Raw genomic sequence first — 25101 nt, 5'->3', positions numbered from 1 at the left:
CATTTCATATTCCGCGGCACGCTCATAGTCCATCCTGTTCATCTGTTCCACAATCTTCTCAAGAATTTCCTGTTTACTGGAATAGTACTTATACAGGGCCGCTTTTGTAAATCCCAACTGCCCCGCAATATCATTCATAGATGTCCCTAAGTAACCGTTCTGTGCAAAAACCTCCAGAGCAATCCTCAAAATCCGTTCCTTCAGTCATAATGTTCTCCTCAGCAAAGTAACCGTTCGGTTACTCCAACATAGTTATCGATCGATTACTTATCAAGAGCCAATGTAGACATTGTACTTTTCGATCACGGTTGGGCAAAAGAAAACTGGAAACAAATTGAACCCGAAACAGTGTTTTATTATTTTTACACTGATAAGATACACAAAACAAAATAGTTCCCAAAAATCCTATTCCATGTATCAATAAAAAGCGCATTTACATTATTCCCCCTCACAATCTGATTCCCAATTCATTACATATTCCGTTTCGCCGGTGAATTCATCCATCCTTTCCGACTGGATCGTAAATCCTTCTCTTTGGTAGAAAGACATTGCCCTGACATTCTTCTGATATACGTTTAACTGCAATCTGACTTTTTTATCCTTGATATAATCCAGCAAACTTTTGCCTATACCATGTGACTGCATTTTATCCGAAACAAAAATACCTTCAATGTATTCATCCCTTACGCCTAAAAATCCATGAATCATTTTATCATCTTCATACACGTATACTTCTGCCTGTGGCAGCATTTCTTTCACTCGTTCATAATTACTTGTCCAGTATTGTTCTGAAATAAAAGAATGTGCTTTCAGATTGGTCTTTAACCATATGTCAGCGACTCTATTTATATCTGTCTTCCGTAACTTTCTAATCATAGCAATCCTTCATTTCCTACATATTCAAAAATCTTGAGGTATCTTCGGTTACACCCGTGATCTTTATACTGTCAGCTTCCACATGGCAACTGTAACAGACGATCTGAACACCTGCCTTTGCAGCCTCCACAAGCGCCTTCTTAAACTCCGGCTGTGCCGCCTCATTCGGCAGCACCCGATGAATTCCATTCATCTGAATTACGAAGGCGATTGCTGTATGGCAGCCTTCCTTTGCAGCCTTTGTCAGCTCGTGTAAATGTTTTACCCCCCGCTCCGTTGGTGCGTCCGGAAACAATCCGATGCCCGGATGCAGATCATCCGCCAGCGTACAGCCCTTCACTTCCGTCAGAAATTTTTCTCCATTTTTTTCCATGTAAAAATCAATTCTGGAGTCTCCGTAAGTATATTCTGCCTTCACAAGATCATAATTCAGGCTCATGTACAGCTGCTTCATCAGAGCATTCGGTGCCAGACTGTCAATATTCACCCATTTTAGCTTTGGCTTGTATACAGAGATCAGATCGTATGCCGTTTTTCGATTCATATTCAACGTCTTCTGCAGCGTCACCTTCGCTTTCGGCACCAGAAGCTCCCGCAAACGCCCCGTATTTTTCACATGAACCAGCTTTGTCTCCCCATCGATCAAAACCTCCGCTGTGAAACGATTGATCCTGCGGACGAAGCTGCCTGCAACGGTATTCTCATAAATGCAAGAAAGCGGCAATGCTTTCTGAACTGTCCTCATTTTCCATACTGTTCGTTCCAACCTTTTCAATGTTCTGCATTATCTGATTCGTTCAAAAAACACCCCCGTTAATTTTCCAACAAAGCATGTGATCGTTGCAGATCGACAAATCATTGTTTAATTATATCTTCATCATACTTAGTTAAACTGACTTCGTCAACGCTTTGGAAGCACACTGCCATTTGGATAAAATGTCCTGCTGCTTGGGAAATATAGCCTTTATCGGCACATTCCAGTGCCTTGATAAGAGCAACCGGAACACTTTCCGCGATTTTCTTTTGTCACTGAGAATGAACTGCCGGGAGACTGTTTCCTCCATGGTGTAAGAAGTCAGGATAAGAAAACTTCTGAATGGGTAAACAGTGCTAAAAAGGTTCTGACATTGAAGCACAGCTCCATGTCAGAACCCTTTTATTTCACAAATTATTTTTTGGGGTTGCGTCGCCCGGTGTTTTCCGAGCCACGCACTTCCTCATGGTAAAAGTAATCCACAATGACCGGGTGTCCAGACTCTGCCCGGTCGTAGGGCAGCTCGTTGTCCACGAAGGGACAGCTGTTTTCTTTCGCCAGCCGTTCCGCTTGATCCTCCAAACCACGGAAGTAGCTTCTGTCTCCCTTGTTGTAGATAGCGTCGTACAGCGGAACCAAGTCAGGAAATTTTTTACGTATATAGTCAAGGATGTCTTTTTTGAATCCGCCTCGCAGGTTTAGATTTTCCAGCCATACCAGGTCGCACTGATTTCTGACCTGATGGAAGATAGCCTCAAAATCCGTGATACCGGGAAAAACCGGAGCAATAAAGCATACGGTGCGGATACCTGCGTCATAAACCTGCTTCATGGCATCCAGCCGTCGCTTAATGCTGACGGCATTGTCCATATCGTTTTTGAAATCCTCGTCCAGCGTATTGATCGACCAGGAAACTGTGACCTTTCCCAGTTCTTTCAGGAGGTCGATGTCGCGGATTACCAAGTCTGACTTGGTACAGATGAGAATTTCTGCCTCGCTGCCCCGGAGCTGCTCAAGAAGCTTTCGGGTGTTCTGAAACTGAGCCTCCTGGGGCAGATAGCCATCGGTCACTGAACCGATGACTACGCGCTGCCCTTTGTACTTTTGCGGATTTTTGATTGCCGGCCAATGTTTCACATCCAGGAATGTACCCCACGGTTCGGTGTGCCCGGTAAATCGCTTCATAAACGAGGCGTAGCAGTATTTGCAGCCATGGGTACAGCCTACATAAGGATTGACGGAATAGCCTCCCACCGGCAGGGTGGATTTTGTCATAATATTTTTTGTTTCTACATCCTGAATCAGAATGCTGCTCTCTTTTACTTCCGCCATGTCTTCTGTTCCTCCAATACCCGGTAAAACGCCGGGGAAAATTCTTGTACCATCTGTGCCTCTCCCATGATAGGAAGCAGATCTTCCTTCATGAATACAAGGAAGCAGTCTTTAATACAAACAGCCACCGCTAATGCCTCCTTACCGTTTTAAGATTTAGCCTTCTGCCGCAGGTGCAACTTTCCCGAAGCCGTTCCAGGCATACAGCCCCTTCTTGTCCTCATCGCCCAGGAACTTGTCCACCTGACAGATGTGCAGGATATGGTCGCCCACCTCCACCGACTGCTGCAAGGTAGCCACCATCGCCAGCCGGGTGTCCGCCGGAATCTGGATGTCGCTGCCTTCCACTGCTTTCATTTCAATATGGTTCGCTGCCACCTTGTTGACCTGTGCACCGGTAGAACCGCCGCAAGCCATTGCCGCGCCAGCCAGACTCGCACCGGGAACAGTGACGATGACTTTGCCGGTCTCACGCACACGCTTGCCAGTGTGGGACTGCTTCCCAGCGGCAAATCCAATCATCGGCGGATTGAAGGAGAGATAGGAAACAAAGCAAATAGGAGCCAGATTGGTGGTGCCATCCTCATTCAGAGAACAGATTAAAGTCAGCGGGTTGGGAGAGGTATAAACAGTTGCCTCCATAATGTTCAGTTCTTTCATGTCATTCAGACCTTTCTAAGAAATTTCAGTTGTTGACTGCATAGCCAACCAGTGATATATTTATTATATCTGATAGCAATTTTTGTTCAAGTACGCAAATTATTTATACCTGGTATCAAAAAGTATACTGTAAAAGACGAGGAAAGATTCAATTATGACTTATGAAGAATTCAAAGAAAAGGTTGGCAGTGTCATCCTAACCGATGATGGAAACTGCCCGGTCACGCCGGTGGTTCAAATGCTGCAGGGCAAATGGAAACTCCAGATTCTCTATGAACTGTGTATCAAGTGCCCCATGCGGTTTGGGGAACTAAAAAAAGTTCTCAAACCCATTACCAACACAGCTCTGACCAACGCCCTGAAGGAGCTGGATGCGGACGAATTGGTTCAGCGTATCCAATATAATGAAATGCCTCTGCGAGTGGAGTACTCCCTCACCGAGAAAGGACGGGATCTCCTGCCTGTTTTTTATGCTATCTCTCAGTGGGGTATGAAGTATATCCCTTGAATAAATTATCCTTGAGGATTCCATCCAAATATAAGAGTTGCCGGAATGGTTTGATGATCTGTCAAATAATTCCGGCTTTTTTTAAGAAACCGTACTCAAATCTATCTTATCGGCTTCCTTAACAGGTCTTAATGGGCGGCAAGGTGTTCCCGCGGCAACACCCCCCGATTAGGAATTGCATACTGTTCTGCCAGTTCCTGATAGTATTCCGTCCGCAGCACGGTGATTTTAACCTTTTTATGCATTCGTATAGTCATTTTGAACCTGCTCCGAAATCGTCATGCCTCGCACGCCTCCCGGAGAGCAGGCAGCAGCTCATCCAGCCGCCCGTCCAGTCCAAAGGACTTCTCTTTGATATTGTCCGCAACGTAGATCTCACCCAGATTGATGGTCACATAAGTGGCGTTTGGCTCGCTGGCCACCAGGCGCATCATCGGGGCCTTGATCAGCTGATTGCGCCAGCCAATGCCCAGCTCCAAAACCACCAGTTTCTTCCCGTGGTAGGTTTTCAGAAAGTTTTGGAACCGTGCCTGGGCTGCGGTATCCGGAATCATTCTCTGACCCGCGCCCATGTGGATGTCCATGGGACCTCCGCACTTGGGACAACGCGGCACCAACTCTGCGGGCACATGGCCGCCCTGTTCGGCAGCCGATAATTTTTCGGCCACCTCTAAACTTGAATAGAGGGTGTCGTGGCAGGGGCGGGCACACTGCATCGTAAACCAGTTGCCCTCAATCTCATAGATTTTCGTCGAATCGAAACCACACCGTTCAAAGTGACCTTCTCCGTTTGATGTGACGACAAAGTAATCTTTTTCTCCCACAACGGCCTTCAAATCGTTCATCATCGGCGTAGGCTGGTACTGCCCGCAGTAATGATGGATGAGCCGTGCCCAGAAGGCCCACTTTTCCTCCTCGTTGGGCCATCCGGCCATCATGCCCTGCAAAATGCACCCAAGGCCGTACTTCCATTTAAAATCCCCAAACAGTTTTTCAAAGGCCGCATTGTCCGCAAACAAATGCAGGCCTTCGGTGATGGACAGGCCGTTACTGGCCCCGATCAGGATAGCGTCCGCTTCTCTGAATTTTTCGGCAATGGGTTTCCAATCAATCATATTCGTTCGCTCCTTTTCTATTTTATGGTTGCTGCAATGGATCGCACCTGCCGGAGGGCAGCTAGAGTTTCCGTGCATCCCGTAGCACTTGAGCAATGTCGGCCACAATGGTCATGCCCTTGTCCTCCAACTGCTTGGGAAGGAAGTCATACTTATCGTTGACGCCGATATATCGGGCATGAGGAAAGCTGAGGGTCATGTTCCAGAAAGGTTCTTGGATAAACATGGGAGTCATCCGGCCAACGCCCAGCTCCAGAAACAGAATCTTACTGTCTTTGTGTTCCAGCACATAGCGAGAAATTTTTTCGTACTGTTCTTCGTATTTTTTTCCTTGCAGGAAATTCCCATATCCCCGCACCCAGGGGAATGCCTCACCGCCGCAGTGGGGGCACCGTGGAATAAGATCCGTGGGAATCTTCGTGCCATCCCCCATAGCGGCTACCATATCAGCCACCGGCTTTACCGCATCCCAGGTGTCATCGGTACAGCAGGCGGCACACTGGAAGAAGCGGTGATCCCCCTGGATTTCTGCCACCTTCTCCTCCGGGTAGAGTTTGACAAACTGGGTATCCTGGTTGGTGGTGAGGATGAAGAAGTCCTTGCCTTTCAGCAAAGCGTCTAAATCCAGATAGGGATGACGCACAGGTGCGGTCTGGGTGGTGTGAAGGAAGGTGGCGAGATACCCCCAATACTCTTCCCTTGTCTTCCAGGGGTGCATCATCCCTGCAAAAGCACCTTTGAAGTGGTACTTCTCAGCAAAAGGCCGGAAGTATTTCCGGTAGGAGTCGTTGTCCTCGTAGTAAAAATTTCCGCCACCGGCAGCGGACAGGCCGGAGGCCCCGCCCACTACCACACAGTCAGCTTCCTTTACCTCCTGTACCAACCGATCGATCTGTTCGCTATACGGCAGCGGCTTTTTGTCAGTCAGCTGATAAGGCGTACTGCCGGAAGCATAGATATGATAGTGCCTGGAATAATTCATCTGGGTCTGCATGACCAAATCATCATAGAAGTTCATTGTCACCATTCCTTTCGAGTTGGTGTTATTTTTATTTTTACTTCAAACCATCTTAGCATCCTCTTGCGTTACTGTCAATATGCTGTTATAATAAAAATAACATCAAGTAAAAAAGGAGATCAGACCATGAAATATCCCACCCGCCTTAGCGATGCTGTTCATATTCTGGCTTTTATCGCTCTGTACCCAGACTGTGACCTGACCAGTAACAAGCTGGCAGAGAGCATTCAGACGAATCCTGCCTATGTGCGTCAGCTCATGTCCGCCCTGCGGAAGGGTGGACTGCTGGTCAGCGTGAAGGGACATCCCCGACCTGCTCTGGCTCGTGAGCCGGAGAAAATCACTCTGCTGGATGCCTATCGGGCAGTAGAGGGCAACAAGCCCCTGCTCCATCAGGACATCCACACCAATCCTGCCTGTGGCGTGGGTGTAAATATCCAACTGGTGCTGCGGGATTTTTACTTGGACATTCAAAAAACAGCGGAACAAAGAATGCAAGAAATCACGCTGAAAGATGTGCTGGAACAATATCACATGAAACTCTTCCATTTGGGACAAAAATTCTTCTGAACGGGAAATACGGAACCTCCTTGCGGGACTATACTGAGAACCGGAGAGGCCTATACCCCGTATTTTGCGAATGATTGAAGAGGATCGCTACTGCAAGAAGCCATCCGCAATCCTGTCCTGTTCCGATTTAGAGCATATTTTTGCCCCACTCTTGTCTGCTCCTGTGTCCGTTCGAATCCCCCTCTTGAAATTGAAGGTGCTGGAAATTTTGATTTATTTGAGCAACATGAAATCGGAGCATAAAGAACTGACTCAATACTTCTCCCAGCAAACCGAATTGATAAAAGAAATTCATCAACAGTTGACAGAGCACTTGGATCAACGATTTACGATTGCAGAACTTTCCAAACAGTATTTGATAAACACCTCTACTCTAAAGGAGATATTCAAGGCAGTCTACGGCCAGCCTATCGCCACCTATATGAAGGAATTTCGGGTGCGTCAGGCTATGAAATTATTACGGGAAACAAATGCCACTATTGCGGATATTGCTTCCCAGGCAGGCTACCAAACCCAGGGAAAGTTTTCAAGCGCTTTTCAGTCTATAGTCAAAATGTCACCCAGAGAATACAGGAAAATCCAGAGTATGGCTCCATCTGATTCCTTTAGCAAAACACTGTAATGAGAAATTCTGGTAGACTACTGCCAGCAAAGCCTAACACAAACATAAAAAGCAGAACATTGCAGCATTAGCAATGCTCTGCCTTTTTATGTTCCCTTTTTCTTGATGTTGGCTGCCCTAATGGTCTCAATTCCTTCTGCTGTACCACTGGACAGTATCTCCCGATTCAGCAGTTTACCTTCCTGTATGATGATTTCCGTTCCACCGCGCCGAATAATAAAGGTATCCTTCAATTGAGCCTTTTATTTGACTCAGTTTTTCATAGATTATTTGACACTACCATCACACACGCTCAAATGATAGATATCTCGTCCCCTGAAAAGTAAGTTTCCCAATGTCTCCTTCTGCCAGCATTCCATATTCCCTACCAGAAACCTGCAATTCCATCCGATCACCGCTCTCCACCTGAAATGTTACATAGTAACTGGTACTCGAGGTCGTATGATACCCATGCGCACCAGATGGATCACCTCCATTTGGGTGGCTGTGATGCGATACGTTTTCTCGCTTTGCAACTACAGTTGCGCTCACCGACAAACGCGGTGACTGATTGTTTTTATGCCATGTTCCGATTCCTGCTACAAACTGGAGGATGATCATGCCGAAAACCATTACGAAGATAATTGGAAACATAAACTCAAACAGCATAAACATATGACTCACCCCTTCTTCATCTTTCGCTTTATGATTACTCTAAGCGCGAAACATACGATGATCACCGCAAAAGAAGCGACGCAATACAGTAACGCTTCCGTATACCACGGTGCAGAATTCGATTCGTATAGTTTCGGAAAGCGCTTATACTCATAGAAATCCATACCCGTTTTAATCACAATCACGTAGAAACTCGCATAGATAATATATTTTAATAAATCATAGAATTTATTCATGCCATTGCCTCCGCGATATACTGTTTTGTCCTTTTGGCATCGACAAATCGGAATTTGTGGAGAGATTTCCTGAACTTTCATTATTTTACAGGTTTTTCAGCCAATTAGATAGTGAAATGATATGTATTTTCCCTTATTTTTGCCCTTGTGAGGAATCCGCAAGGGAAATAAGGGGATTTTTTATTAAGCGTTGCTCGCTACTTTATCAAGAAGTCTTGCGGAATCCCGCTTTGCTTTTCTTGTTGAGTGAGCGTAAATGTTCATTGTGGTACTGACATCGGAATGTCCTAACAGTTCCTGTACATCTTTGGGAGCTGCCCCGTTTGAGAGCAGGTTGCTGGTGTAGGTGTGCCGTAACTGGTGAAAGTGAAAATCTTCAAATCTTTCCAGCTTCTTTGACACTGACCTACATACAATGCCGAGTGTACTCGGCAGTTCCAGACTGCCATCCGGTCTGAGGCAGACAAAGGATATTTCTTTATAATCTGCTGGGACTTCCTGCGTTCCGTCAAGGTGATAGTATTCATAATACACCCTGTTTTTTACATGAACTTCTTTGTAGTAGTTGCGGTGGTAAAGTTCTCCGTACTGCATCCGGCTTTTCAGTTGTTCCCGTCTGGCTGTTTTCAATATTTCAGTCAGCGTATCTCCAAAATCAACAATCCTTACTTTTTTTCGCTTGGTTGTTCCAATCACATTTTTATGCTTTGCACCGTCGTAACGGATACTGCGTTTTATGGTCAGACATTGTTCTTCAAGGTTGATGTCCTGCCATGTAAGACCACAGGTTTCCCCGATACGAAGTCCTGCATAGTATGCAATCTGGATTGGAAGGATCGCAGGTGGATTTTTCTTTTCCAGGTACTTGATAAGCCGTTCATAATCTTCATGTGAGATCGGCTGTGTGCCTTCTTCGACTTCATCATCGGAAAAGAGATCAACTTCCTCTGCCTGCCTTTTCAGCTTAATATACTGCATCGGATTGAAACTGATTAACTGTTTTGGAAGGCCTCCTATGATTTATATTTTACCATAGAAGACCTTGCTGTTATTAGCTATTTACAGAAAAAGTTCTACTCAAATAACAAATTATTCTATTTTTCTCATTTAGCAAATCTGTTTTAATAGCGTTGACAAATGTGTAAAATGGAACGCTACATTGAATGCTGTGCAAAAGTCACCTCGAAAATCGTTCCCCCAGTCTTGCCTGATTTGATACAAATACTGCCATCATGTACTCTAACGATTTCACGGACAAAAGCAAGACCTAGCCCTACGCCACCCAGCTCCCGGCTTCTGGATTTATCCACACGGAAGAATGGCTCGAACACTCTCTCCCTAAGCTCCTTTGGTATTCCGCTTCCCGTATCTTCTACAGACAGATAAACATGCTTGTTTCTCTGATATGCGGTTACTGTAACCTGTCCGAGCGGATGATTATATTTGATGGCATTCTCAACCAGATTGTATACAAGCCTGTAAATAAGGATATCACTGCCTATCATAGTGGCATCCTCACATTTTCCAATCAGCTTTATATTCTTTTCCACGGCAAGAGGCTCAAGGTCTGCCAAAACCTCTTCAACAATAGCATCCAATATAATTTTATCATCCCTCCCCACCGTCTGAAGCTCACTCATGTCAAGAAGAGTCTTTACCATCCTGTTTAATTTATCAGTTTGTTCCGTAACCATTTTTATGGTCTGCAAAGTGTCTGCATCATTTCCCGGGTGAGAGGCAGAATTATATAAATCAAGCTGTACCTGCATTAACGCTAATGGAGTACGCAGCTCATGTGCTGCATTTGCAGTAAACTGTCTCTGTATCTCAAATGCTTCCGACAGACGCTCAAGCATCTTATTATAAGAAATACCCAGCTGGTTCAGTTCCTTAACATTGTTTTCCTCTATTCTTGAATCAGACAGATTCTGAGCCTGTACCTCTTCAATTTTATCTGAAAACTCCCTGATTGGTCTGAGTGCATGCCCGCTTATAAAATAAGTGACGACACCTCCCAAAAGCGCCAGCAAAACCGTGATTATCAGACTGTTTCTTTTATAGTCGGCCTTATTATTGTACACCTGAACCGAAAATTTATCCGCAAACTCATCCCACTTATCGTCCGGTATGCTGATATATATTTCATCTGATTTGTTTCCTTTTTCATCCCCCTGTGACTCTACCGCATCCTGCAGAGAATCGATGTAATGCACACCATTTTTATAGACAAACATAGTCAGGCAGCCACATATAATAGCAATACACAATGTAGTAATGCACGTAAGTCTCCACTGTAGCGACATTCTTTTCATCTATCAGACTTCTCCCGTATTTTATAGCCTTCACCTACCTTGTTCTGAATGGGATCATATCCCAGCTTCGCCTTAAGCTTTTTTCTAAGTGAAGACATATGTACCCTGATTGCTCCGCTAAAGCTGTCTGCCGCGGCATCCCACACATGCTCTATCAGCTCCTCCTGACTCACCGGTCTGCCTATATTGATAAGTAAATATTCCAAAATACCATTCTCTTTTCTTGTCAGTGGAACCGGCTCTTCCTTTGCATATGCCTCGCGTTTAATCGTATCAAACTTTATTTCTCCGCATTTAAGACATATATCATTCTGTACAAATTTCCTTCTTGTCAGGCTTCTGATACGTGCCTCAAGCTCCTGCAGATGGAATGGTTTTTCCATGTAATCATTTGCTCCTGCATCCAGTCCCTCTACCTTATCAGCAATTTGACCTCTTGCAGATAATATCAAAACCTTAGTTTCATCATTGTATTTTCTAAGCTCCTTAAGAAGCTCCATGCCATCCATCCCCGGCAGATTCAAATCCAAAACTATCAGATCATAATTCTCCGACAGTATACATTCAAGAGCCTCTTTCCCATCATAACAGGTATCCACCTCATAACCGGCAGCATACAGACTCTTTGCAACCATATCACATATTTGTTTCTCATCCTCAACAATTAATAATCTCAAAATGTTCTCCTGCTTCTTAACAATAATTTTACAACCTATATTGTATAATACCAAAGTCAGCTGGTCAACAATACAACAAAAAGGAGCAACATTATGTTGAAATACCAAAAAACATGTCAAATCATTCTGCTTATCCTTGGTGTATCCATGATAAGCTATGGTGCAGTCAGAGGTGAGGCGGCTACAGTGCTTGGTAAAGCAATAAAACTATGTCTGGAGTGTGTCGGAATTGGATAAGGAAAAGAAATTACTATCAAGAAAACTGGCAAAAATACGTGGCTGGATACAGGCCGCAGCAACGCTGCTGACCAATATTCATATTCCAAATTTATTTAAGGGTAAAATATATCAGGGCAATGCAAAAACAGTATGCGTACCCGGATTAAACTGCTACTCCTGCCCTGCCGCGACAGGAGCCTGTCCAATAGGGGCATTTCAGGCAGTTGTCGGATCATCAAAATTTAAGTTTTCATACTACATAACCGGATTTTTTATTTTACTCGGTGTAACTCTCGGCAGATTTATATGTGGTTTTTTGTGCCCATTTGGATGGTTTCAGGATTTACTTCATAAAATCCCCGGAAAGAAATTATCCACAGCCAAACTAAAGCCTCTTAGGTACCTAAAATATGTCATTCTTATTGTTTTCGTTATACTTCTTCCGATGCTTGTAACGAACTCTATAGGAATGGGAGACCCGTTCTTCTGCAAATATATCTGTCCTCAGGGTGTTTTAGAGGGTGCTATACCGTTATCTATTGGAAATGCTGCTATCCGTTCTGCGCTGGGAAAGCTTTTTTCTTTCAAGTGTATGATTTTAATTGCAGTGATTGTACTAAGTATCTTATTTTACAGGCCCTTCTGTAAATGGATTTGTCCGCTTGGAGCAATCTACTCATTATTTAATAAGGTCAGCCTGCTCAAAATCACCGTTGATAGCAGCAAATGTGTCGGATGCGGTCAATGCTCAAAGGCATGTAAGATGGATGTGGATGTGTGTAAGACACCGGATCACCTCGAGTGCATACGCTGCGGTGCCTGCATAAAGGCCTGTCCGAAGGACGCCATCTGCTACCGGTTTATGGGAAAATCATGTCAAAAAAATGACAACAGATAGCTATTAAACATTTTACGTAACTATTCAGTACCTTCATAGTTACGAGCAAAAATCCATTCCAGATCAGCTTCGCTGATGGGATTTTTGCTTTCTAGCCTATGTGTTCTTACGGTCAGCGCAGCATGTGCGCAGACCTACTGAAAAGTTACCATTTTACTATTATTTTAAAGGAGAAATTACTCATGAAAAACAAATTATCATTTATTTCTATTTTTACACTCTGCATAGCATTATCACTTACAGCATGTGGCATAAAGCAAGCTTCCACAACAGATTCTAAGAACACTCAGACTGAAGCCGGCTCAGAAGCATCTGGCAAATCAGATTCCAGGCTTGATGATTTATATCAGCAGGAAAATCAACTTTTTGCAGATCACGCTGATGTGTGGAACAAGGCATTTGGCATGATGAACAAAAGTGACGCCGATCCAAACGGAAATTATGCTGATTATCTTGTCGGTACCGTAGAATCAAACAAGAATTCATTCACAGACGATGAGCTTAAAACACTTAATGAGGATATTGAAACCATACGAAAAATCGAGGAACAGATAGCAGAGCTTGAAAACAAAAATACATCATCAGACGATAACAAGAAGGACAGCTCTAAAGCCTCATCTGTATTCAGTGATTTTTCCGGTGAGGATTTTGATGGCAATAAGGTTGATGACAGCCTGTTTTCCGGTAATGCAGTAACAGTCGTCAATTTCTGGTTTACCGGCTGCAAACCATGTGTCGCTGAATTATCCAAGCTTAACGAATTAAATGATGCTATCAAATCAATGGGCGGAGAAGTTGTTGGCATCAACACTGAGACCTTCGATGGCAATAAAACAGCTATCAAAGAGGCTGCCTCTGTTCTTGAAAGCCAGGGTGTCAAATATCGTAATCTGTCAATTGACTCCTCTAGTGCTGCCGGTAAATATGCCTCAGAAATCATGGCCTTTCCAACAACTATACTTGTTGACAGAAATGGCAATATTGTAGGCGAACCAATGCTCGGCGGAATTGATAACAAGGACAACTATGATGCCCTTATGAAGCAGCTTCAGTCTGTAATTGATGCAGACAGCACAAATAAATAGAGGTCTACATATAAAAATTTATTTTGGCAAATCATCTTCCGCTTTAAAATTCACATTACTGTCATCGATCGAGATTGTGATCGTGTAGTTATAGATTATACCATCTTCTGTTTCCAGCTTAAATGTTACCGCACCACCTCCGAGATACTGAAAATCAGGTTCGTCAGACATTCTTGCATATGTGCCATACTGTTGAAAGTATCCGTCTGCATCAAAGAACGCAACATTGCTTGTTTGCTCCTTATCGTTCCGGAAGAGTACTGCACCAACACGGTCACTAGCATGATCTGGAATTAAAACACAGTCTATGTATTCCCAATCTGTTTCTTGCACAAGAGAGAACATCGACACAATATCTTGTTCAGACCAGATTTTTCCTCCATTCAGATTACTGATATCTGTATTCTGAACCGGATTGCTGGCAGAATCTGATGTTTCTGGCATGGCGTCTTTGCTGCTGCAGGCGGACATTCCTAATACACAAACCGTCATGAAAATAAAAAGCAATGCTCTCTTCATATGAACACCTCCTCAAATTCCGAATTGTCGTTCCCAGTATACCATGCCTTCTCCCCGCAGAAAAGCATGGCGAAAAACAAAAAATGTCCCCGGAGAGCTTGTGCGTATGTTTTTTCAGCGTTTCCGATCTGAATTTCTCAGAACAGAATATCCTCCGGCTTGAACTTATCTTTTTCGGTAATGGGGCGGATCACCTTGCAGGGCACCCCTGCAGCGATGACACCGGCGGGAATGTCATGGGTGACGACGCTTCCCGCCCCGATAACCGAGCCTGCCCCGATGGTAACGCCGCCGCAGACGGTGGAATTTGCACCGATCCAGACGTTTTCCTCCAGCGTAATAGGTGCTGAGGTGCCAATGCCGTGGCTGCGCTGCTCCGGGTCGATGGCATGACCGGAGCAGGCAAGGCATACGCCGGGGGCAATAAAGGCACCTGCTCCGATGTTTACCGGAGAGGTATCCAGAATGACACAGTTATAGTTGATGACCGCCAAGCCGTGAGTATGGATGTTGAAACCATAGTCACAGTGGAAGTCCGGCTGAATGCCGGTCATGGGAGAGCAGGTGCCCAGCAGGGTCTGCAGGATGCTGCGCCGCTTTTCCTGTTCGTTGGGAGCGGTGCGGTTGTACTCCCAGCACAGTTGCCTTGCACGGTTCTGTTCCTCCGTGGGGGTGTTTTCATAGCCGCTGACGTAGGAGGCAGGGCGTTTCATAATATCCAGAGCGTTCATCGTGTTTGTCCTTTCCATACAGTGTTTTCTCAAGGATTATACCACATTCTCTGTCGGTGTGTAATAGGCTGCTTTTCCCGCCCTCATTTGTTTGTCCGCTTGTAGGACTACCTACTGTTCGCTTTGGTTTTTTCAGTGCTCTGTGCAGCCGGATTGGGGCAAAAAAATACCCCGTTGGTTTCCCAACGAGGCATCAAAGACGATCATCTCAGCAAATCAGACAAGCTGTATTCTCCTTTGGGGATATTTGCTGTTCTGCGATACTCTTTTATGGCTTTCACCAAGAGCTGTGGGTTACTGAAATACTGCTTCACAAAATCATACGACTTCACATCATGCATCCGAAGATTTGTTTTACAAAATTCGCTTGGTTTTTTTCCAGATCGCTTAAATTGATCATATGCTCATCGAATCCTTTCCGTAAGTATCGCTCCTCGAATCGTTTAGCACTTCTGCAACGGATAACACGTTCTTCCAACATTTCTTCTCTGTTGAAAATCAGAAGATCATTATTTTGCTAGGGTTGCTCCATCTTCTTCCCATTCTCACATATTTTTCTTGAGCAGGAAATCTGCCACGGCAAGATCCAAAAGTGCCATGCCAGTAGAATCAAACACCGTGATGTCGGTATCGCTTTTACGACCCGCAGCCTTTCCAAGAATGAGATCACCAAGCTCTCCACAGATTCGATCTTCAGACAATGTGCCCTGCTTCAAGGGAATCTCAATTTCTCCGGCGTTCCTGCAGTGTTCGAGGTCGTCCACAAAAACAATGGCATCCTCAAAAATTTGGGAATCAATTTCTTCTTTGCCCGCCATATCAGCACCAATGCAGGAAAAATGTGTGCCGGGTTTGACCCATTCTTTTTGAATCAGCGGGGTGTGGGAAGGCGTGATTGTGATGATAATGTCGCTGTCGGATACGGCTTCTTTCAAATCAGAAACTCCTTCGAAGGTTACCGGGGCTGCCTCAATTGCAAAGTCGGTTTGCAGCATTGCGCGAATCTTCGACGCAAATGCAGCAGCATGTCCTGCGTTATGCGGATTGGCGATCCGGATCGTTTCCAGCGTGGGAAACACCTTCAGCAACGCAGCAATCTGGAAAGGTGCCTGATTGCCGGTGCCGACGATCAAAGCGTTCTGGGAATTCTTTCTTGCCAGATATTTTGCACCAATAGCTCCTGCCGCACCAGTGCGCATTCCGGTCACAGAGGAACCGTCCACAAGGCCAAGCGGCATACCGGTTTCCGAGCTGAACACGGCAATCAGACCCACAAGATCCGGCAGGCCTTTTTGCACATTTGCTTCCATGAACGCAACCGTCTTGTGGCCGAAAATATGCTGTTCCGGCAGATAACCGGATTTAATATCCATATCTGCATGGCCAGGGTCGAATTCATAGAAAATGGTAGGCCATACAACGGTTTTATCTTGACTTTTCAGCTTATAAACATTCTCTGTGCATTGGATCGCATCTTCCATCGAAAGATTTTTTCGAACTTCTTCTGCGGAAATATAGGGAATATTCATCGGGGTTCTCCTTTCTTTTACCGGGTTTTCATTGCAATATACTCGCTGATGGCCTTGAGGCCATCGATCAGATCCTGCTTTCCGTAGGCATAACCGATGCGCATACTGTGCGGCACTTCAAAGCAGTCACCGGGAGTCACAAACGCGCCGGTCTTCTTGTACATTTCTTCGCAGAATTCGTAGGAAGAAATGTCCAGATCATAATAAACCAATGCCGTAGTGCCGGCTTTCGGCTTTACATAGCTGACGTGCGGTTCGCTGCCGACCCAATCGTCCAGAATCTGCAAATTCTCCCGGACGATCTTTCGGCTGCGTTCCAGCAGCTTATCGCGGTGCTTCAGCGCAGCTGCTGCCAGCATTTCATCGAATACACCGCAGCTCACAAGATTATAATCCCGATGAGAAAGGCAGCTCTTTACAACGCTCATATCGTGCGTTGCAATCCAGCCAAGCCGAAGACCAGCCAGAGAAAAAACCTTTGACATACTGCTCACCGAAATGCCCTTTTCATACAGATCCACAATGGAAGAACACCAGCCATCTTCCTGTGAAAGGTGACGATAGACTTCATCGCACAAAATCCAGGCATCTGCGGAACGCGCAATCTCCACAATCTCCCGGAGCATCTGCTCAGACATCAGCGCACCCGTAGGATTGTTAGGGTTATTGATGCAGATCATTTTTGTTTTAGGTGTCACCAAACGGCGCAGTTTTTCTAAGTCCGGCAAATAATTGTTTTCCTTACTCAGATGAAGGATCTGAACATCTGCTCCATAGGATTCCGGGATGGAATAAAGCTGCTGATATGTCGGCATGATGCTCACTACACGATCACCGGGAGAGATCAGCGAATAGAATACATGATGGTTTGCTCCGGATGCCCCATGGGTCGGCACAATATTTTCAATGTTCAGCGTTTTGTAAAGGCCGCAGACACCTTTACGGAATTCTGGCAAACCCTCAATATCGCCATAGCTCAGACGGCGTGCGCACAAGCGATTCAAAAATTCCGTCTTATCTTCCCCTGTCAGCTCGAATAGCTCGTTCATACTGATGGAGTCCACACATGTTTCAGCGATGTTATACTTTGCACCGACCTCCCAGGCGTTCATCCATTCTTCTACGGCAAACGGCTTGATTTTCATTGCTTTTTCCTCCTTGTAATGGTACATGATAAAAAAGAAAAGGGCACACAGAGCTTTTCCTTATAACATGGTGAACCATGCCGTACCTACGGAAAAACTCTGTGTGCCCTTTGGCCTCCACCCGGTGGTGGAGAGGGTTTCAATATTCAAACACCTTTATAATACTATGCAAGCTGCACATCGTCAAGACGATTTCCCGAACTTTGGTACTAAAAAGTTCCAAGCCAACGCTCTTAGAAAACAGCTTAGAGCAGCTTAATATTCGTTACAAGCTGATCAAGCCCTACACACCAAGGCACAAGACTTCAATGGCTTAAATATTTCGTTTCAGTACATCCGATGCAGAAACAGCAGAAACCTGATATACACCTTCCTCCAGATGCTTACGCAAAAACACATAATATGCCGCTTTATCTCAAATACTCCGTAAAGAATGCGTTGAGCTTTTCAAACGGAATGATGTCCATCTGATCGTAAAGGTCAGTGTGGTTTGCACCGGGTATGATGAGCAATTCCTTGTTATCGCCGGTCAGCTTGCTGTATGCTGTTTCGCTGAAATAGCGGGAGTGCGCCTTTTCCCCGTGTACCAGCAGCACGGCAGAGCGGATTTCGCTGCTGTATTGCAAGATCGGCATATTCAGGAACGACAGCGAGGAAGTCACATTCCAACCGCCGTTGGAGTTTAGGCTGCGGGAGTGATAGCCACGTGGCGTTTTGTAGTAGGCATAATAGTCCTTTACAAACTGCGGTGCGTCCTCCGGCAGCGGATCGACCACACCGCCTGCCAGCGCATAGCTTCCGCTTTTATAATCCTCGATGCGCTGTGCATTCATGGCTTTTTTCTTCTCAAAGCGTGCCTGCTCAGAATCCTCCGCATCAAAATATCCGTTGGCCGTTACACGGGTCATGTCGTACATGGTCATAGCCGCGGTAGCTTTGATGCGGGTGTCAATGGCTGCGGCATTGAGCGCCATGCCGCCCCAGCCGCAGATACCGATGATACCGATGCGCTCCGGGTCAACATTTTCCTGCACGGAAAGGAAGTCTACCGCTGCGCAGAAATCCTCGGTGTTGATGTCCGGCGAAGCGACATAGCGGGGTGTACCGCTGCTCTCGCCGGTGTAGGACGGATCGAAGGCAATCGTCAAGAAGCCAAGCTCTGCCATTTTCTGCGCATACAGACCGGAGGACTGCTCCTTTACCGCACCGAACGGACCGCTGACGGCAATGGCGGGCAGCTTGCCCTCTGCGCCTCTCGGCGTGTACATATCCGCCGCCAGGGTGATGCCGTAGCGGTTATGAAAGGTTACTTTCTTGTGATCCACCTTGTCGCTTTTCGGGAACACCTTGTCCCATTCCTGTGTCAGATTCAGTTTTTCCATATTCAGACCTCCTTGCCTGTTGCCTTAAAATATGCTGTGTTGTCCACGGCTTCCAACCATTCATTGGAGGTTTCATCCCCCGGAACCTCTACCGCCAGATGAGAGAACCAGCTATCCGGCGCAGCACCGTGCCAGTGCTTGACTCCCACAGGGATATTTACTACATCGCCAGGGTGCAGCTCCTGTGCCGGTTTGCCCCATTCCTGATAGTAACCATGCCCGGCTACGCAGACGAGAATCTGTCCGCCGCCGCTTTTGGCGTGATGAATGTGCCAATTGTTACGGCAGCCGGGTTCAAAGGTCACATTGTAAATACCGACCTGCTGCGTAGAAAGAGGTGCGAGATAGCTTTGTCCAATAAAATATTTCGCAAAGTCATCATTGGATGCGCCGATGGGAAAGACCATTTCATTCTGATGCTTGGCTTTTGCGTCGGCAGCATCGTCCTCCGCCCATACCTCCTTTGCCATACGGAAGGCAGCCCATGCCTTGGGCCAGCCTGCATAAAATGCCGCATGAGTCAGGATCTCCGCAATTTCCGTTTTCGTCACGCCGTTATTCTTTGCAGTTGTCAGATGGTACTGAAAGGACGAATCCGTCAGCCCCTGCGCCAGCAGCGCCACCACTGTTACAATGCTGCGGTCCCGCAGGGAAAGCTTGTCTTCCCGGTTCCACACCTGCCCGAACAGCACATCATCATTCAATTCCGCAAATTTGGGAGCGAATTCCCCCAGAGCCTCTCTGCCTGCCGTTTGTTTAACTGCCATGGCTCACACCTCCTTGCCCATCTGATAAGCTTGCTCCAGTGCAGGATGTCCGGCGATCTCACCCGCGCCGTTCACACCGCCTGCAAACACTGTGCCCACCAGCGCACAGCGTGGGAAGCAGTCTACCCAGCCCTGCACGGCTTTCTCTGTGCCCGCAAAAGTCTCCTGTGCGTCCTCTGCCGCTGTTGCCAGCAAGTAGGTTTTCGTAAAGGCGTAGTCCGTATCGAACAATGGGTTGGCACGGTCCAGCATAGTCTTGAGCTGACCGCTGACGCAGTAATAGTAGACGGGCGTTGCGAACACCAGCACATTTGCATCGTGCATTTTGGCGGCAATTTCCACGGCATCGTCCTGGATGACGCAGTGCCCCAACTTCAGACAAGCAAGACAGCCCTTGCAGAAGCCAACCTGCTTTTCTCGCAGATACACAGTTTCTACCTGATGGCCCGCCTCCCGTGCGCCCTTGGCAAACGCTGCCGCCAGCGTTTCGGAGTTGCCGCCCTTACGGGGACTTGAGGAAATGATTAGTACCTTTTTATTCATCGTAGAACACTCCTTGCGTTTTGATATTCTCTGTGGTATTCTCATGGTATCACCTAAACCTAACTTTAGGTCAAGATATTTTTGAAGATTTTTGGAGGGAGATTTATGTATTCAATTGGACAGGTGGCAGAGATGTTCGGATTGCCTATCTCCACGCTGCGCTATTATGATAGGCAGGGGCTGTTTCCGAACATGGAACGAGTATCCGGCATCCGCAAATTCGGTGACACGGAGATTGAAGCACTCCGGGTCATTGAATGTCTGAAAAAGGCCGGCATGGAGATCAAGGACATCCGGCAATTCATGGATTGGTGTGTAGAAGGGCCGTCCACCTACTCGCAACGAAAGGCGATGTTTGAGGCGCAACGGGTGCACATGGAAGCAGAGCTTGAGCAGATGAACCGGACGCTGGATATGCTGAAATTCAAGTGCTGGTATTATGAGCAGGCAATCCAAGACGGCAGCGAGGACAGACTAAAGGCACTGATTCCCGACCACTTGCCGGAGGGAATCCAAAAAGCATATGAAAACGCGCATAGCTAACCCTTCCCGTGCTATGTATCGTCTGATTCAGAGCAAAAAATACCCCGTTGGTTTCCCAACGAGGCATCGAAGACGATTCTATTCTGTTTTCTGTAAACTGGTAGTCAGAAAAACTTAGTCAGTGACCAAGTTAGTGAGCAAGATAAATCGCCGGACATCCCACACGCAGTTTTGAATCCTTGTATGGCTTTTGCAGTGTCTGCATCATAGCCCAGCACCGCGGTCAGCTGCTTTTGAAAGGAACCGGCAAACAGCGCCCACATTCCAAAGGGCATTCCAGCGTATTTCATTGCAGATACCTCCCGGCTTCCGCTTCCAGTGCCTGCCACACCGGGTAGGCTGCGCTGTTCGCATCGAAAAATTTCTTGAGATCCCGGTTCAGCGCACTCATTTCATCGATGGCGTTCATTGCGTGGTCGGAGGCGCAGAGCTTGCCCAGCGAGGTGGCACACATCAGCTTGAAAAAGCGCAGGCAGGTCTTGCGGTATTTCTCCCCTTCAAAGTCTGCATCCTCCTTGGGCAGAATGGTGTGCCCGGCATCTCGGATGGCGCGGTATCCCTCGATGTTGGCATCCAGCACACGGTTCAGGTACGCGGTATCTCCCCTGAGCTTTTTCAGGTCGCCGTCCGTCTTATAGCAGGCGAAGGCCGCCGGCATCACGAACGCAGCATGGCAGAGCAGATAATCCTCCATGTTCGGCTCGTAAACGACCTTATATTTTGTGCCGTGGAAGATGCGCCCGATCGACTGTTTATTGGAGGTTGCACCCGTCAGCTGCCCGATGGTGATCTTCTTCAGGTCGATGGAGACCACCCGGTCAGCCTCCCGATGCCCGGCAGAAAGCGCAAAGGCAAACAGGATGTTCTTTTCCGGCAGCGCCGCCGCCAGCGCCCTCGCCTGCACATTGTTCCCCACAAAAACGATGTTCTTCGTCCGGTTCGCCCACAGCGTGTCCAGAACGGAATCCAGCTGTGTATAGCGCAGGACCACAAAGATCACATCGTACATTGCATCCGGTGCAAGTTCAGTCACCACCGGAATGCGGCTGACCGAAGTGCAAAGCGAAAACTTATCCTTGATCCGCAGGCCGTTCCGCCTGATCTCCGCAGCCCAGTTTCCCCGCGCAAGCAGAGTGACATCCTTTCCGGCGCGCAGCAGATTTCTTGCCAGATTGCACCCCAGAACGCCTGCACCATATACCAGAATTTTCATAGCTTGCCTCCAAATCCGATCTTCACGATCTGCATTTTCATCCCGTTGTCCCCGACCCTTGCAAGAAACCGAAAAAAGCCGCTGACAGAAGGATCTTTCAAATCGTTGTACCCCAGCATATAGCCCCGGCTGGACACTTGCAAACGGCTATCCCATGGGGAAAGCTCGCTTTTCGCATCCGAAATCGCGAAATATGCTCCCACATCCTTGATTTTCGCCGTCCTGAGCCACGTTTTGGCGATCATCTTCACCGCCGTACGGTTGGCAGCATCAAAGACCAGCACTCCGCCGGGGAAAACGTCCGCCATCCCCTGCACCAGTTCCCGAACCTGCTCCGTCAGGAAGTAATAGAACATCCCGGAGGCAAAGAACACCGCCCCGCCGGAGGCATCGATCTTGTCAAACCATGCGGGGTCTTTCAGGTCGCAGGGGATGTTTTGCTCCCGCTCCCCGGCGGGCAGAAGCTGCTGCCGCAAGGCAATCACATCCGGGAAATCCAGATTGTAGATCTTGCATCTGCCATTGTCGCAGGCTCTACCGGTGTTATCCAGCCCGCAGCCCAGATTGACCACTGCCGCGCAGGGGTGGTTTTTCAGGTACGCCTGCACTTCAAAGGCAAGGTCATTCTGCCGCATGGCGACCTCCAGCGCACCGAAACGCTGCATCAGGCTGCGGGAATTTTTCTCTGCCTCTGAAAAGTCGTAGTCGATCTGGTCGATCAGACGCACCGCCGTTTCGTCCCGGTAAAGGTTCGGATACAACTCCGTACACAGCTTCCGTGAATATAGCGGGAGGATCAACGTCTCCTGCACGGTGTTTTTCTCGATTTTGTATTTCATATCGGGTTCTCTCACTTTCTGATAAATGGCAGTTTCGGCATACCGTTATGCTCGGCGATAGATGTCAGCATTTCAGCGAAGCCCCTCGGATCGCGTATCTGATATTGCATATGATTGTATCCCTCAAACACGGGATAATGGCCGCAGGGGTAGGCTTCCATCACTGCCTGACGGTATTTGAAATGATCTTCTATGCTGCCAAACTCAAAATAGATCTGCTTTTGCAGTTCTTCGGGAAGTGACGGAAAGGGTTTATCCTCCAGGCTGTCCGAAAGCTGCCGCCGCAAATTTGTGTAGGTCAGATTTTCCCCTGCGGCTATAAAATACGGCTTTATGGAATCATCATCACACCACAGGATCTTTTTCAGTGTGCCGCCCTTTGACCAATACAGGCTCTTGATGGCCAGATACAAAAACGGTGCCATCACGCGGCGCGTTCCTTTCCCGATTTGCGCAAACTGCCCGCCGTCGAAGAAAACGTATCCAATGGGCAGCTTCGTACTTGTCAAAAACGCCATGGCAAGATCGGCACCGATCGAAGAAGCCACAACCAGTTCAAGGTGTTCCACTCCCTGCGATTTCAGATATGCTTCCACTTGACGAACCTCGTCCGCCTTGCTGACATATTTCTGCCCTTTGCAGTACACGGTGGAGGTAGGCAGAATGCAGAAATACCGATCTTGTAAATATTTCGCAACCGGTTCGCTGCTCTCCCCCGTCACGCCCATTGCATGAAAAAACAAAACAGCAGGATGATTCCTGTCGCCGTATGTTTGAAACAGCATTACCTGTTCCTCCTGTATCCGTTTTCGTCCCGGTATTCGGGATGTTCCTTTAAGTATGGGTCCTGATCGCCGCAGATGGTGTAGTCGCACTTACAGCCATTCGCGCAGGTGGTCGTCCGCACCAGCCTTGCGTGAAGCAACTCCATCGCTGCAAAATCCACATTGCACAGGGCGGGCATGATCTCTGTAAGGCCGTTTCTGATAGCAAATTCCGCTGCGGGACAGGCGGTAAATTCATAATAGATCGGCTTGTTCTTTTCGTAAGGAGCCACCGTCATTTCATAATCGTGCCACTTGTCACAGCCCGCTTTTGCCCGTAGAAACGCCATGTGCATCAGTTTTTTCCAGAACGGCTTATTACAGTTCACGAATTTCAGTTTGCGGAAGGACGGCAGGATCAGATTTTCCTCAATTTTCTCGATCTCACGGAAGGATGTAACCGGTTTGCAGACTACATAGTAGCTCATGATAGCGATGCAGTCATAGGTGCCGCCTGCGCCGTTGTGAAAGTTCCGTTTCCCGCCCAGATTTTTGCGCCAGTCCGAAAGGAAATCTACATACTGCCGCTGCACCTTTTCCCATATCATCTCCCGCTCCGCTTCCGGGTAATGCAGGGCGATTTTCGACTGTATCTCCTTCTTGCAGGTTTTGGAGTATAGCACATGGCAGCTATGGTCAATTTGTAATTCGCTGTCCTTCATCTTCCCACGCCTTTCAGAAAACCGCTCTTTGCATTTTCTTCGGTGTCGTCCGATTCGTCGTAGGCATCATAGGGCGACGATGGGTCGTGTACTCGTTTTTTGAATGGTGAACAGCGCTTGTCTTTGTGGGCAAACGCAAAGGCGAAATTGTCCGTCCATCCCGTGTGACCGGTGATGAAATATGGATGTAGCCCACGTGCGCGCAGTTTCCGCTCCAGCTCCGCCAGTGACTGCACAGCCAGCTTATTGTCCTCCGCCAACGAGGAAATGAAGCTGTAGCCGCCGTCCGCGCCGAACCAGATAGTATCGCCGGTAAAGAGATATCTCCCGTCCACAAGGTATACCATGTGTCCCCATGTATGACCGGGAACGAGAAAGCACTCGATTCTGATCCCGTCGATGTCGATTACCTCATCGTCGTGCAGCAGCACTTTTTCATTGTTGATCGTCACCTGCGGCAGCTTGTAAAGGTGGTAAATGACCCTGCGGCGCACCTCGCCGGTCAGATAGCAGTTCTCGATCTCGCCAATATACAGCGCAGCATCCCGAAACAGTCCCGGACTGTCCGCCTCCACCGCACCTACATGGTCGGTGTCCTGATGAGTGATGAGGATGTGCCGGATGGAATGCGGGTCGATACCGAGCCAGCTCATTTTCTCCGCCAGACGGTCATAGTTGTATCCGGCATCAATCATAATGGTGGTATCGCCCTTGCGGTAGAAGAAGATATTTGCCACCCACTCTCGCACACAAGCGACATTTTCATCGATCCAGCCGGTGTTCAAAGGCTTAAAGATCTCCTTGCCCCGGTACATCCGGCTCATTGCTTTTCTTTGAAATTCCGTTGCTTTTTTCGACATGATCGCAC

31 protein-coding genes and 1 pseudogene (1 of these 32 cut by a window edge) are annotated in these 25101 nt (G+C 47.3%); 7 read left to right on the top strand and 25 right to left on the bottom strand.

The genetic code is table 11. From position 1 onward, the window contains the following. The 6 genes from ACI3EW_RS03810 to ACI3EW_RS03785 form a co-directional block, all read right to left on the bottom strand. Nucleotides 1–189 carry the 5' portion of a TetR/AcrR family transcriptional regulator gene (locus ACI3EW_RS03810; protein WP_485663294.1) on the bottom strand. Its footprint begins 186 nt before the window's first position, so the window shows 189 of its 375 coding nt (coding positions 1–189); the start codon lies at nucleotides 187–189; its stop codon lies off the left edge, out of view. A gap of 249 nt (nucleotides 190–438) precedes the next feature. Beyond that, the gene (locus tag ACI3EW_RS03805) at nucleotides 439–876 is read right to left on the bottom strand and encodes an N-acetyltransferase (protein WP_485663293.1); all 438 of its coding nucleotides are present in this window, start codon (nucleotides 874–876) and stop codon (nucleotides 439–441) included. A 16-nt stretch (nucleotides 877–892) separates the two neighbouring features. Then, on the bottom strand, nucleotides 893–1621 hold the full coding sequence (gene sfsA / locus ACI3EW_RS03800; protein ID WP_485663292.1) for a DNA/RNA nuclease SfsA: 729 nt from the start codon (nucleotides 1619–1621) through the stop codon (nucleotides 893–895). Between the two features lie 423 nt (nucleotides 1622–2044). Continuing rightward, nucleotides 2045–2962 carry a radical SAM mobile pair protein B gene (locus tag ACI3EW_RS03795; protein WP_118533520.1) on the bottom strand — a complete coding sequence of 306 codons (918 nt, stop codon included), beginning with the start codon at nucleotides 2960–2962 and terminating at the stop codon, nucleotides 2045–2047. After that, nucleotides 2950–3090 (bottom strand): hypothetical protein, encoded by a 141-nt coding sequence (locus ACI3EW_RS03790; RefSeq protein WP_243022383.1) that lies wholly within the window; start codon nucleotides 3088–3090, stop codon nucleotides 2950–2952. The genes ACI3EW_RS03795 and ACI3EW_RS03790 overlap by 13 nt, the downstream gene beginning before the upstream one ends. A 28-nt stretch (nucleotides 3091–3118) precedes the next feature. Further along, on the bottom strand, nucleotides 3119–3622 hold the full coding sequence (locus ACI3EW_RS03785) for a flavin reductase family protein (protein ID WP_118533518.1): 504 nt from the start codon (nucleotides 3620–3622) through the stop codon (nucleotides 3119–3121). A 154-nt stretch (nucleotides 3623–3776) separates the two neighbouring features. Between ACI3EW_RS03785 and ACI3EW_RS03780 the strand changes: the two genes are divergently transcribed. Beyond that, on the top strand, nucleotides 3777–4130 hold the full coding sequence (locus tag ACI3EW_RS03780) for a winged helix-turn-helix transcriptional regulator (protein ID WP_118533516.1): 354 nt from the start codon (nucleotides 3777–3779) through the stop codon (nucleotides 4128–4130). A gap of 278 nt (nucleotides 4131–4408) precedes the next feature. Here the strand turns inward: ACI3EW_RS03780 and ACI3EW_RS03775 are convergent, their stop codons facing one another. Then, entirely contained in the window at nucleotides 4409–5245 is an 837-nt protein-coding gene (locus tag ACI3EW_RS03775) for an SIR2 family NAD-dependent protein deacylase (RefSeq protein WP_118533514.1), read from the bottom strand. A 61-nt stretch (nucleotides 5246–5306) separates the two neighbouring features. Then, nucleotides 5307–6263 carry an SIR2 family NAD-dependent protein deacylase gene (locus ACI3EW_RS03770; protein ID WP_485663291.1) on the bottom strand — a complete coding sequence of 319 codons (957 nt, stop codon included), beginning with the start codon at nucleotides 6261–6263 and terminating at the stop codon, nucleotides 5307–5309. Between the two features lie 126 nt (nucleotides 6264–6389). On the opposite strand from ACI3EW_RS03770, the gene ACI3EW_RS03765 reads away from it, so the two are divergent. Next, nucleotides 6390–6833, top strand: a complete 444-nt coding sequence (locus tag ACI3EW_RS03765) for an Rrf2 family transcriptional regulator (RefSeq protein ID WP_118533510.1) — start codon at nucleotides 6390–6392, stop codon at nucleotides 6831–6833. A 70-nt stretch (nucleotides 6834–6903) separates the two neighbouring features. Beyond that, the gene (locus ACI3EW_RS03760) at nucleotides 6904–7455 is read left to right on the top strand and encodes a helix-turn-helix domain-containing protein (protein ID WP_118533508.1); all 552 of its coding nucleotides are present in this window, start codon (nucleotides 6904–6906) and stop codon (nucleotides 7453–7455) included. Between the two features lie 282 nt (nucleotides 7456–7737). Here the strand turns inward: ACI3EW_RS03760 and ACI3EW_RS03755 are convergent, their stop codons facing one another. From ACI3EW_RS03755 to ACI3EW_RS03740, 4 genes and pseudogenes are all read right to left on the bottom strand, one after another. Beyond that, nucleotides 7738–8109: a DUF2500 domain-containing protein gene (locus tag ACI3EW_RS03755; protein ID WP_117505042.1), complete on the bottom strand. Its 372-nt coding sequence runs from the start codon at nucleotides 8107–8109 to the stop codon at nucleotides 7738–7740. A gap of 419 nt (nucleotides 8110–8528) precedes the next feature. Beyond that, a pseudogene (locus ACI3EW_RS03750) lies at nucleotides 8529–9350 on the bottom strand (site-specific integrase); the annotation flags it as partial. A 149-nt stretch (nucleotides 9351–9499) separates the two neighbouring features. Beyond that, a complete protein-coding gene (locus ACI3EW_RS03745) occupies nucleotides 9500–10579 on the bottom strand; it encodes an ATP-binding protein (RefSeq protein ID WP_346011277.1) in 1080 nt (359 codons plus the stop codon). Nucleotides 10580–10653: 74 nt separating this feature from the next. Further along, nucleotides 10654–11334: a response regulator transcription factor gene (locus ACI3EW_RS03740; protein ID WP_182426874.1), complete on the bottom strand. Its 681-nt coding sequence runs from the start codon at nucleotides 11332–11334 to the stop codon at nucleotides 10654–10656. 93 nt (nucleotides 11335–11427) lie between these two features. On the opposite strand from ACI3EW_RS03740, the gene ACI3EW_RS03735 reads away from it, so the two are divergent. From ACI3EW_RS03735 to ACI3EW_RS03725, 3 genes are all read left to right on the top strand, one after another. Continuing rightward, complete coding sequence (locus ACI3EW_RS03735) at nucleotides 11428–11571, top strand: CD1871A family CXXC motif-containing protein (protein WP_009263530.1); 144 nt, start codon at nucleotides 11428–11430, stop codon at nucleotides 11569–11571. After that, the gene (locus tag ACI3EW_RS03730; protein ID WP_118507524.1) at nucleotides 11564–12451 is read left to right on the top strand and encodes a 4Fe-4S binding protein; all 888 of its coding nucleotides are present in this window, start codon (nucleotides 11564–11566) and stop codon (nucleotides 12449–12451) included. The genes ACI3EW_RS03735 and ACI3EW_RS03730 overlap by 8 nt, the downstream gene beginning before the upstream one ends. 182 nt (nucleotides 12452–12633) lie before the next feature. Continuing rightward, nucleotides 12634–13536: a TlpA disulfide reductase family protein gene (locus ACI3EW_RS03725; protein WP_118533500.1), complete on the top strand. Its 903-nt coding sequence runs from the start codon at nucleotides 12634–12636 to the stop codon at nucleotides 13534–13536. A gap of 18 nt (nucleotides 13537–13554) precedes the next feature. Here ACI3EW_RS03725 and ACI3EW_RS03720 read toward each other — a convergent pair whose 3' ends face one another. The 7 genes from ACI3EW_RS03720 to ACI3EW_RS03690 form a co-directional block, all read right to left on the bottom strand. Next, nucleotides 13555–14055, bottom strand: a complete 501-nt coding sequence (locus ACI3EW_RS03720; RefSeq protein ID WP_002594812.1) for a hypothetical protein — start codon at nucleotides 14053–14055, stop codon at nucleotides 13555–13557. A gap of 137 nt (nucleotides 14056–14192) precedes the next feature. Then, a complete protein-coding gene (locus ACI3EW_RS03715; protein WP_118533528.1) occupies nucleotides 14193–14786 on the bottom strand; it encodes a sugar O-acetyltransferase in 594 nt (197 codons plus the stop codon). Between the two features lie 545 nt (nucleotides 14787–15331). Then, nucleotides 15332–16315 carry an ornithine cyclodeaminase family protein gene (locus ACI3EW_RS03710; RefSeq protein WP_118533498.1) on the bottom strand — a complete coding sequence of 328 codons (984 nt, stop codon included), beginning with the start codon at nucleotides 16313–16315 and terminating at the stop codon, nucleotides 15332–15334. A 17-nt stretch (nucleotides 16316–16332) separates the two neighbouring features. Then, on the bottom strand, nucleotides 16333–17460 hold the full coding sequence (locus tag ACI3EW_RS03705; protein WP_118533496.1) for an aminotransferase: 1128 nt from the start codon (nucleotides 17458–17460) through the stop codon (nucleotides 16333–16335). A gap of 410 nt (nucleotides 17461–17870) precedes the next feature. Further along, complete coding sequence (locus ACI3EW_RS03700) at nucleotides 17871–18848, bottom strand: alpha/beta hydrolase (protein ID WP_485663358.1); 978 nt, start codon at nucleotides 18846–18848, stop codon at nucleotides 17871–17873. Further along, nucleotides 18845–19609, bottom strand: coding sequence for a carboxymuconolactone decarboxylase family protein (locus tag ACI3EW_RS03695; protein ID WP_118533490.1), 765 nt, complete (start codon nucleotides 19607–19609; stop codon nucleotides 18845–18847). The genes ACI3EW_RS03700 and ACI3EW_RS03695 overlap by 4 nt, the downstream gene beginning before the upstream one ends. A gap of 3 nt (nucleotides 19610–19612) precedes the next feature. Next, nucleotides 19613–20152, bottom strand: a complete 540-nt coding sequence (locus ACI3EW_RS03690) for a flavodoxin family protein (protein ID WP_118533488.1) — start codon at nucleotides 20150–20152, stop codon at nucleotides 19613–19615. A gap of 105 nt (nucleotides 20153–20257) precedes the next feature. Between ACI3EW_RS03690 and ACI3EW_RS03685 the strand changes: the two genes are divergently transcribed. After that, nucleotides 20258–20695 carry a MerR family transcriptional regulator gene (locus tag ACI3EW_RS03685; protein WP_118533486.1) on the top strand — a complete coding sequence of 146 codons (438 nt, stop codon included), beginning with the start codon at nucleotides 20258–20260 and terminating at the stop codon, nucleotides 20693–20695. 104 nt (nucleotides 20696–20799) lie between these two features. Here ACI3EW_RS03685 and ACI3EW_RS03680 read toward each other — a convergent pair whose 3' ends face one another. The 6 genes from ACI3EW_RS03680 to ACI3EW_RS03655 are packed head-to-tail and all read right to left on the bottom strand — an operon-like array spanning nucleotide 20800 to nucleotide 25093. Then, the gene (locus ACI3EW_RS03680) at nucleotides 20800–20985 is read right to left on the bottom strand and encodes a hypothetical protein (RefSeq protein WP_118533484.1); all 186 of its coding nucleotides are present in this window, start codon (nucleotides 20983–20985) and stop codon (nucleotides 20800–20802) included. After that, nucleotides 20982–21908 carry a ketopantoate reductase family protein gene (locus ACI3EW_RS03675; protein ID WP_485663289.1) on the bottom strand — a complete coding sequence of 309 codons (927 nt, stop codon included), beginning with the start codon at nucleotides 21906–21908 and terminating at the stop codon, nucleotides 20982–20984. The genes ACI3EW_RS03680 and ACI3EW_RS03675 overlap by 4 nt, the downstream gene beginning before the upstream one ends. After that, nucleotides 21905–22747, bottom strand: a complete 843-nt coding sequence (locus ACI3EW_RS03670) for a class I SAM-dependent methyltransferase (protein WP_118533480.1) — start codon at nucleotides 22745–22747, stop codon at nucleotides 21905–21907. Before ACI3EW_RS03670 ends, ACI3EW_RS03675 begins: the two co-directional genes overlap by 4 nt. 11 nt (nucleotides 22748–22758) lie before the next feature. Then, nucleotides 22759–23532, bottom strand: a complete 774-nt coding sequence (locus ACI3EW_RS03665; RefSeq protein WP_118533478.1) for an alpha/beta fold hydrolase — start codon at nucleotides 23530–23532, stop codon at nucleotides 22759–22761. Further along, nucleotides 23532–24233, bottom strand: coding sequence for an L-2-amino-thiazoline-4-carboxylic acid hydrolase (locus ACI3EW_RS03660; RefSeq protein WP_118533476.1), 702 nt, complete (start codon nucleotides 24231–24233; stop codon nucleotides 23532–23534). Before ACI3EW_RS03660 ends, ACI3EW_RS03665 begins: the two co-directional genes overlap by 1 nt. After that, the gene (locus ACI3EW_RS03655) at nucleotides 24230–25093 is read right to left on the bottom strand and encodes an MBL fold metallo-hydrolase (RefSeq protein WP_118533474.1); all 864 of its coding nucleotides are present in this window, start codon (nucleotides 25091–25093) and stop codon (nucleotides 24230–24232) included. The genes ACI3EW_RS03660 and ACI3EW_RS03655 overlap by 4 nt, the downstream gene beginning before the upstream one ends. Nucleotides 25094–25101: the final 8 nt, after the last annotated feature.

The sequence above is a fragment of the Pilosibacter rotomagensis genome (assembly GCF_045062245.2).
Classification (GTDB): domain Bacteria; phylum Bacillota; class Clostridia; order Lachnospirales; family Lachnospiraceae; genus Pilosibacter.
The sequence above is the reverse complement of the archived record's forward strand: the minus strand, read 5'-3'. Positions and strand labels throughout refer to the sequence as shown.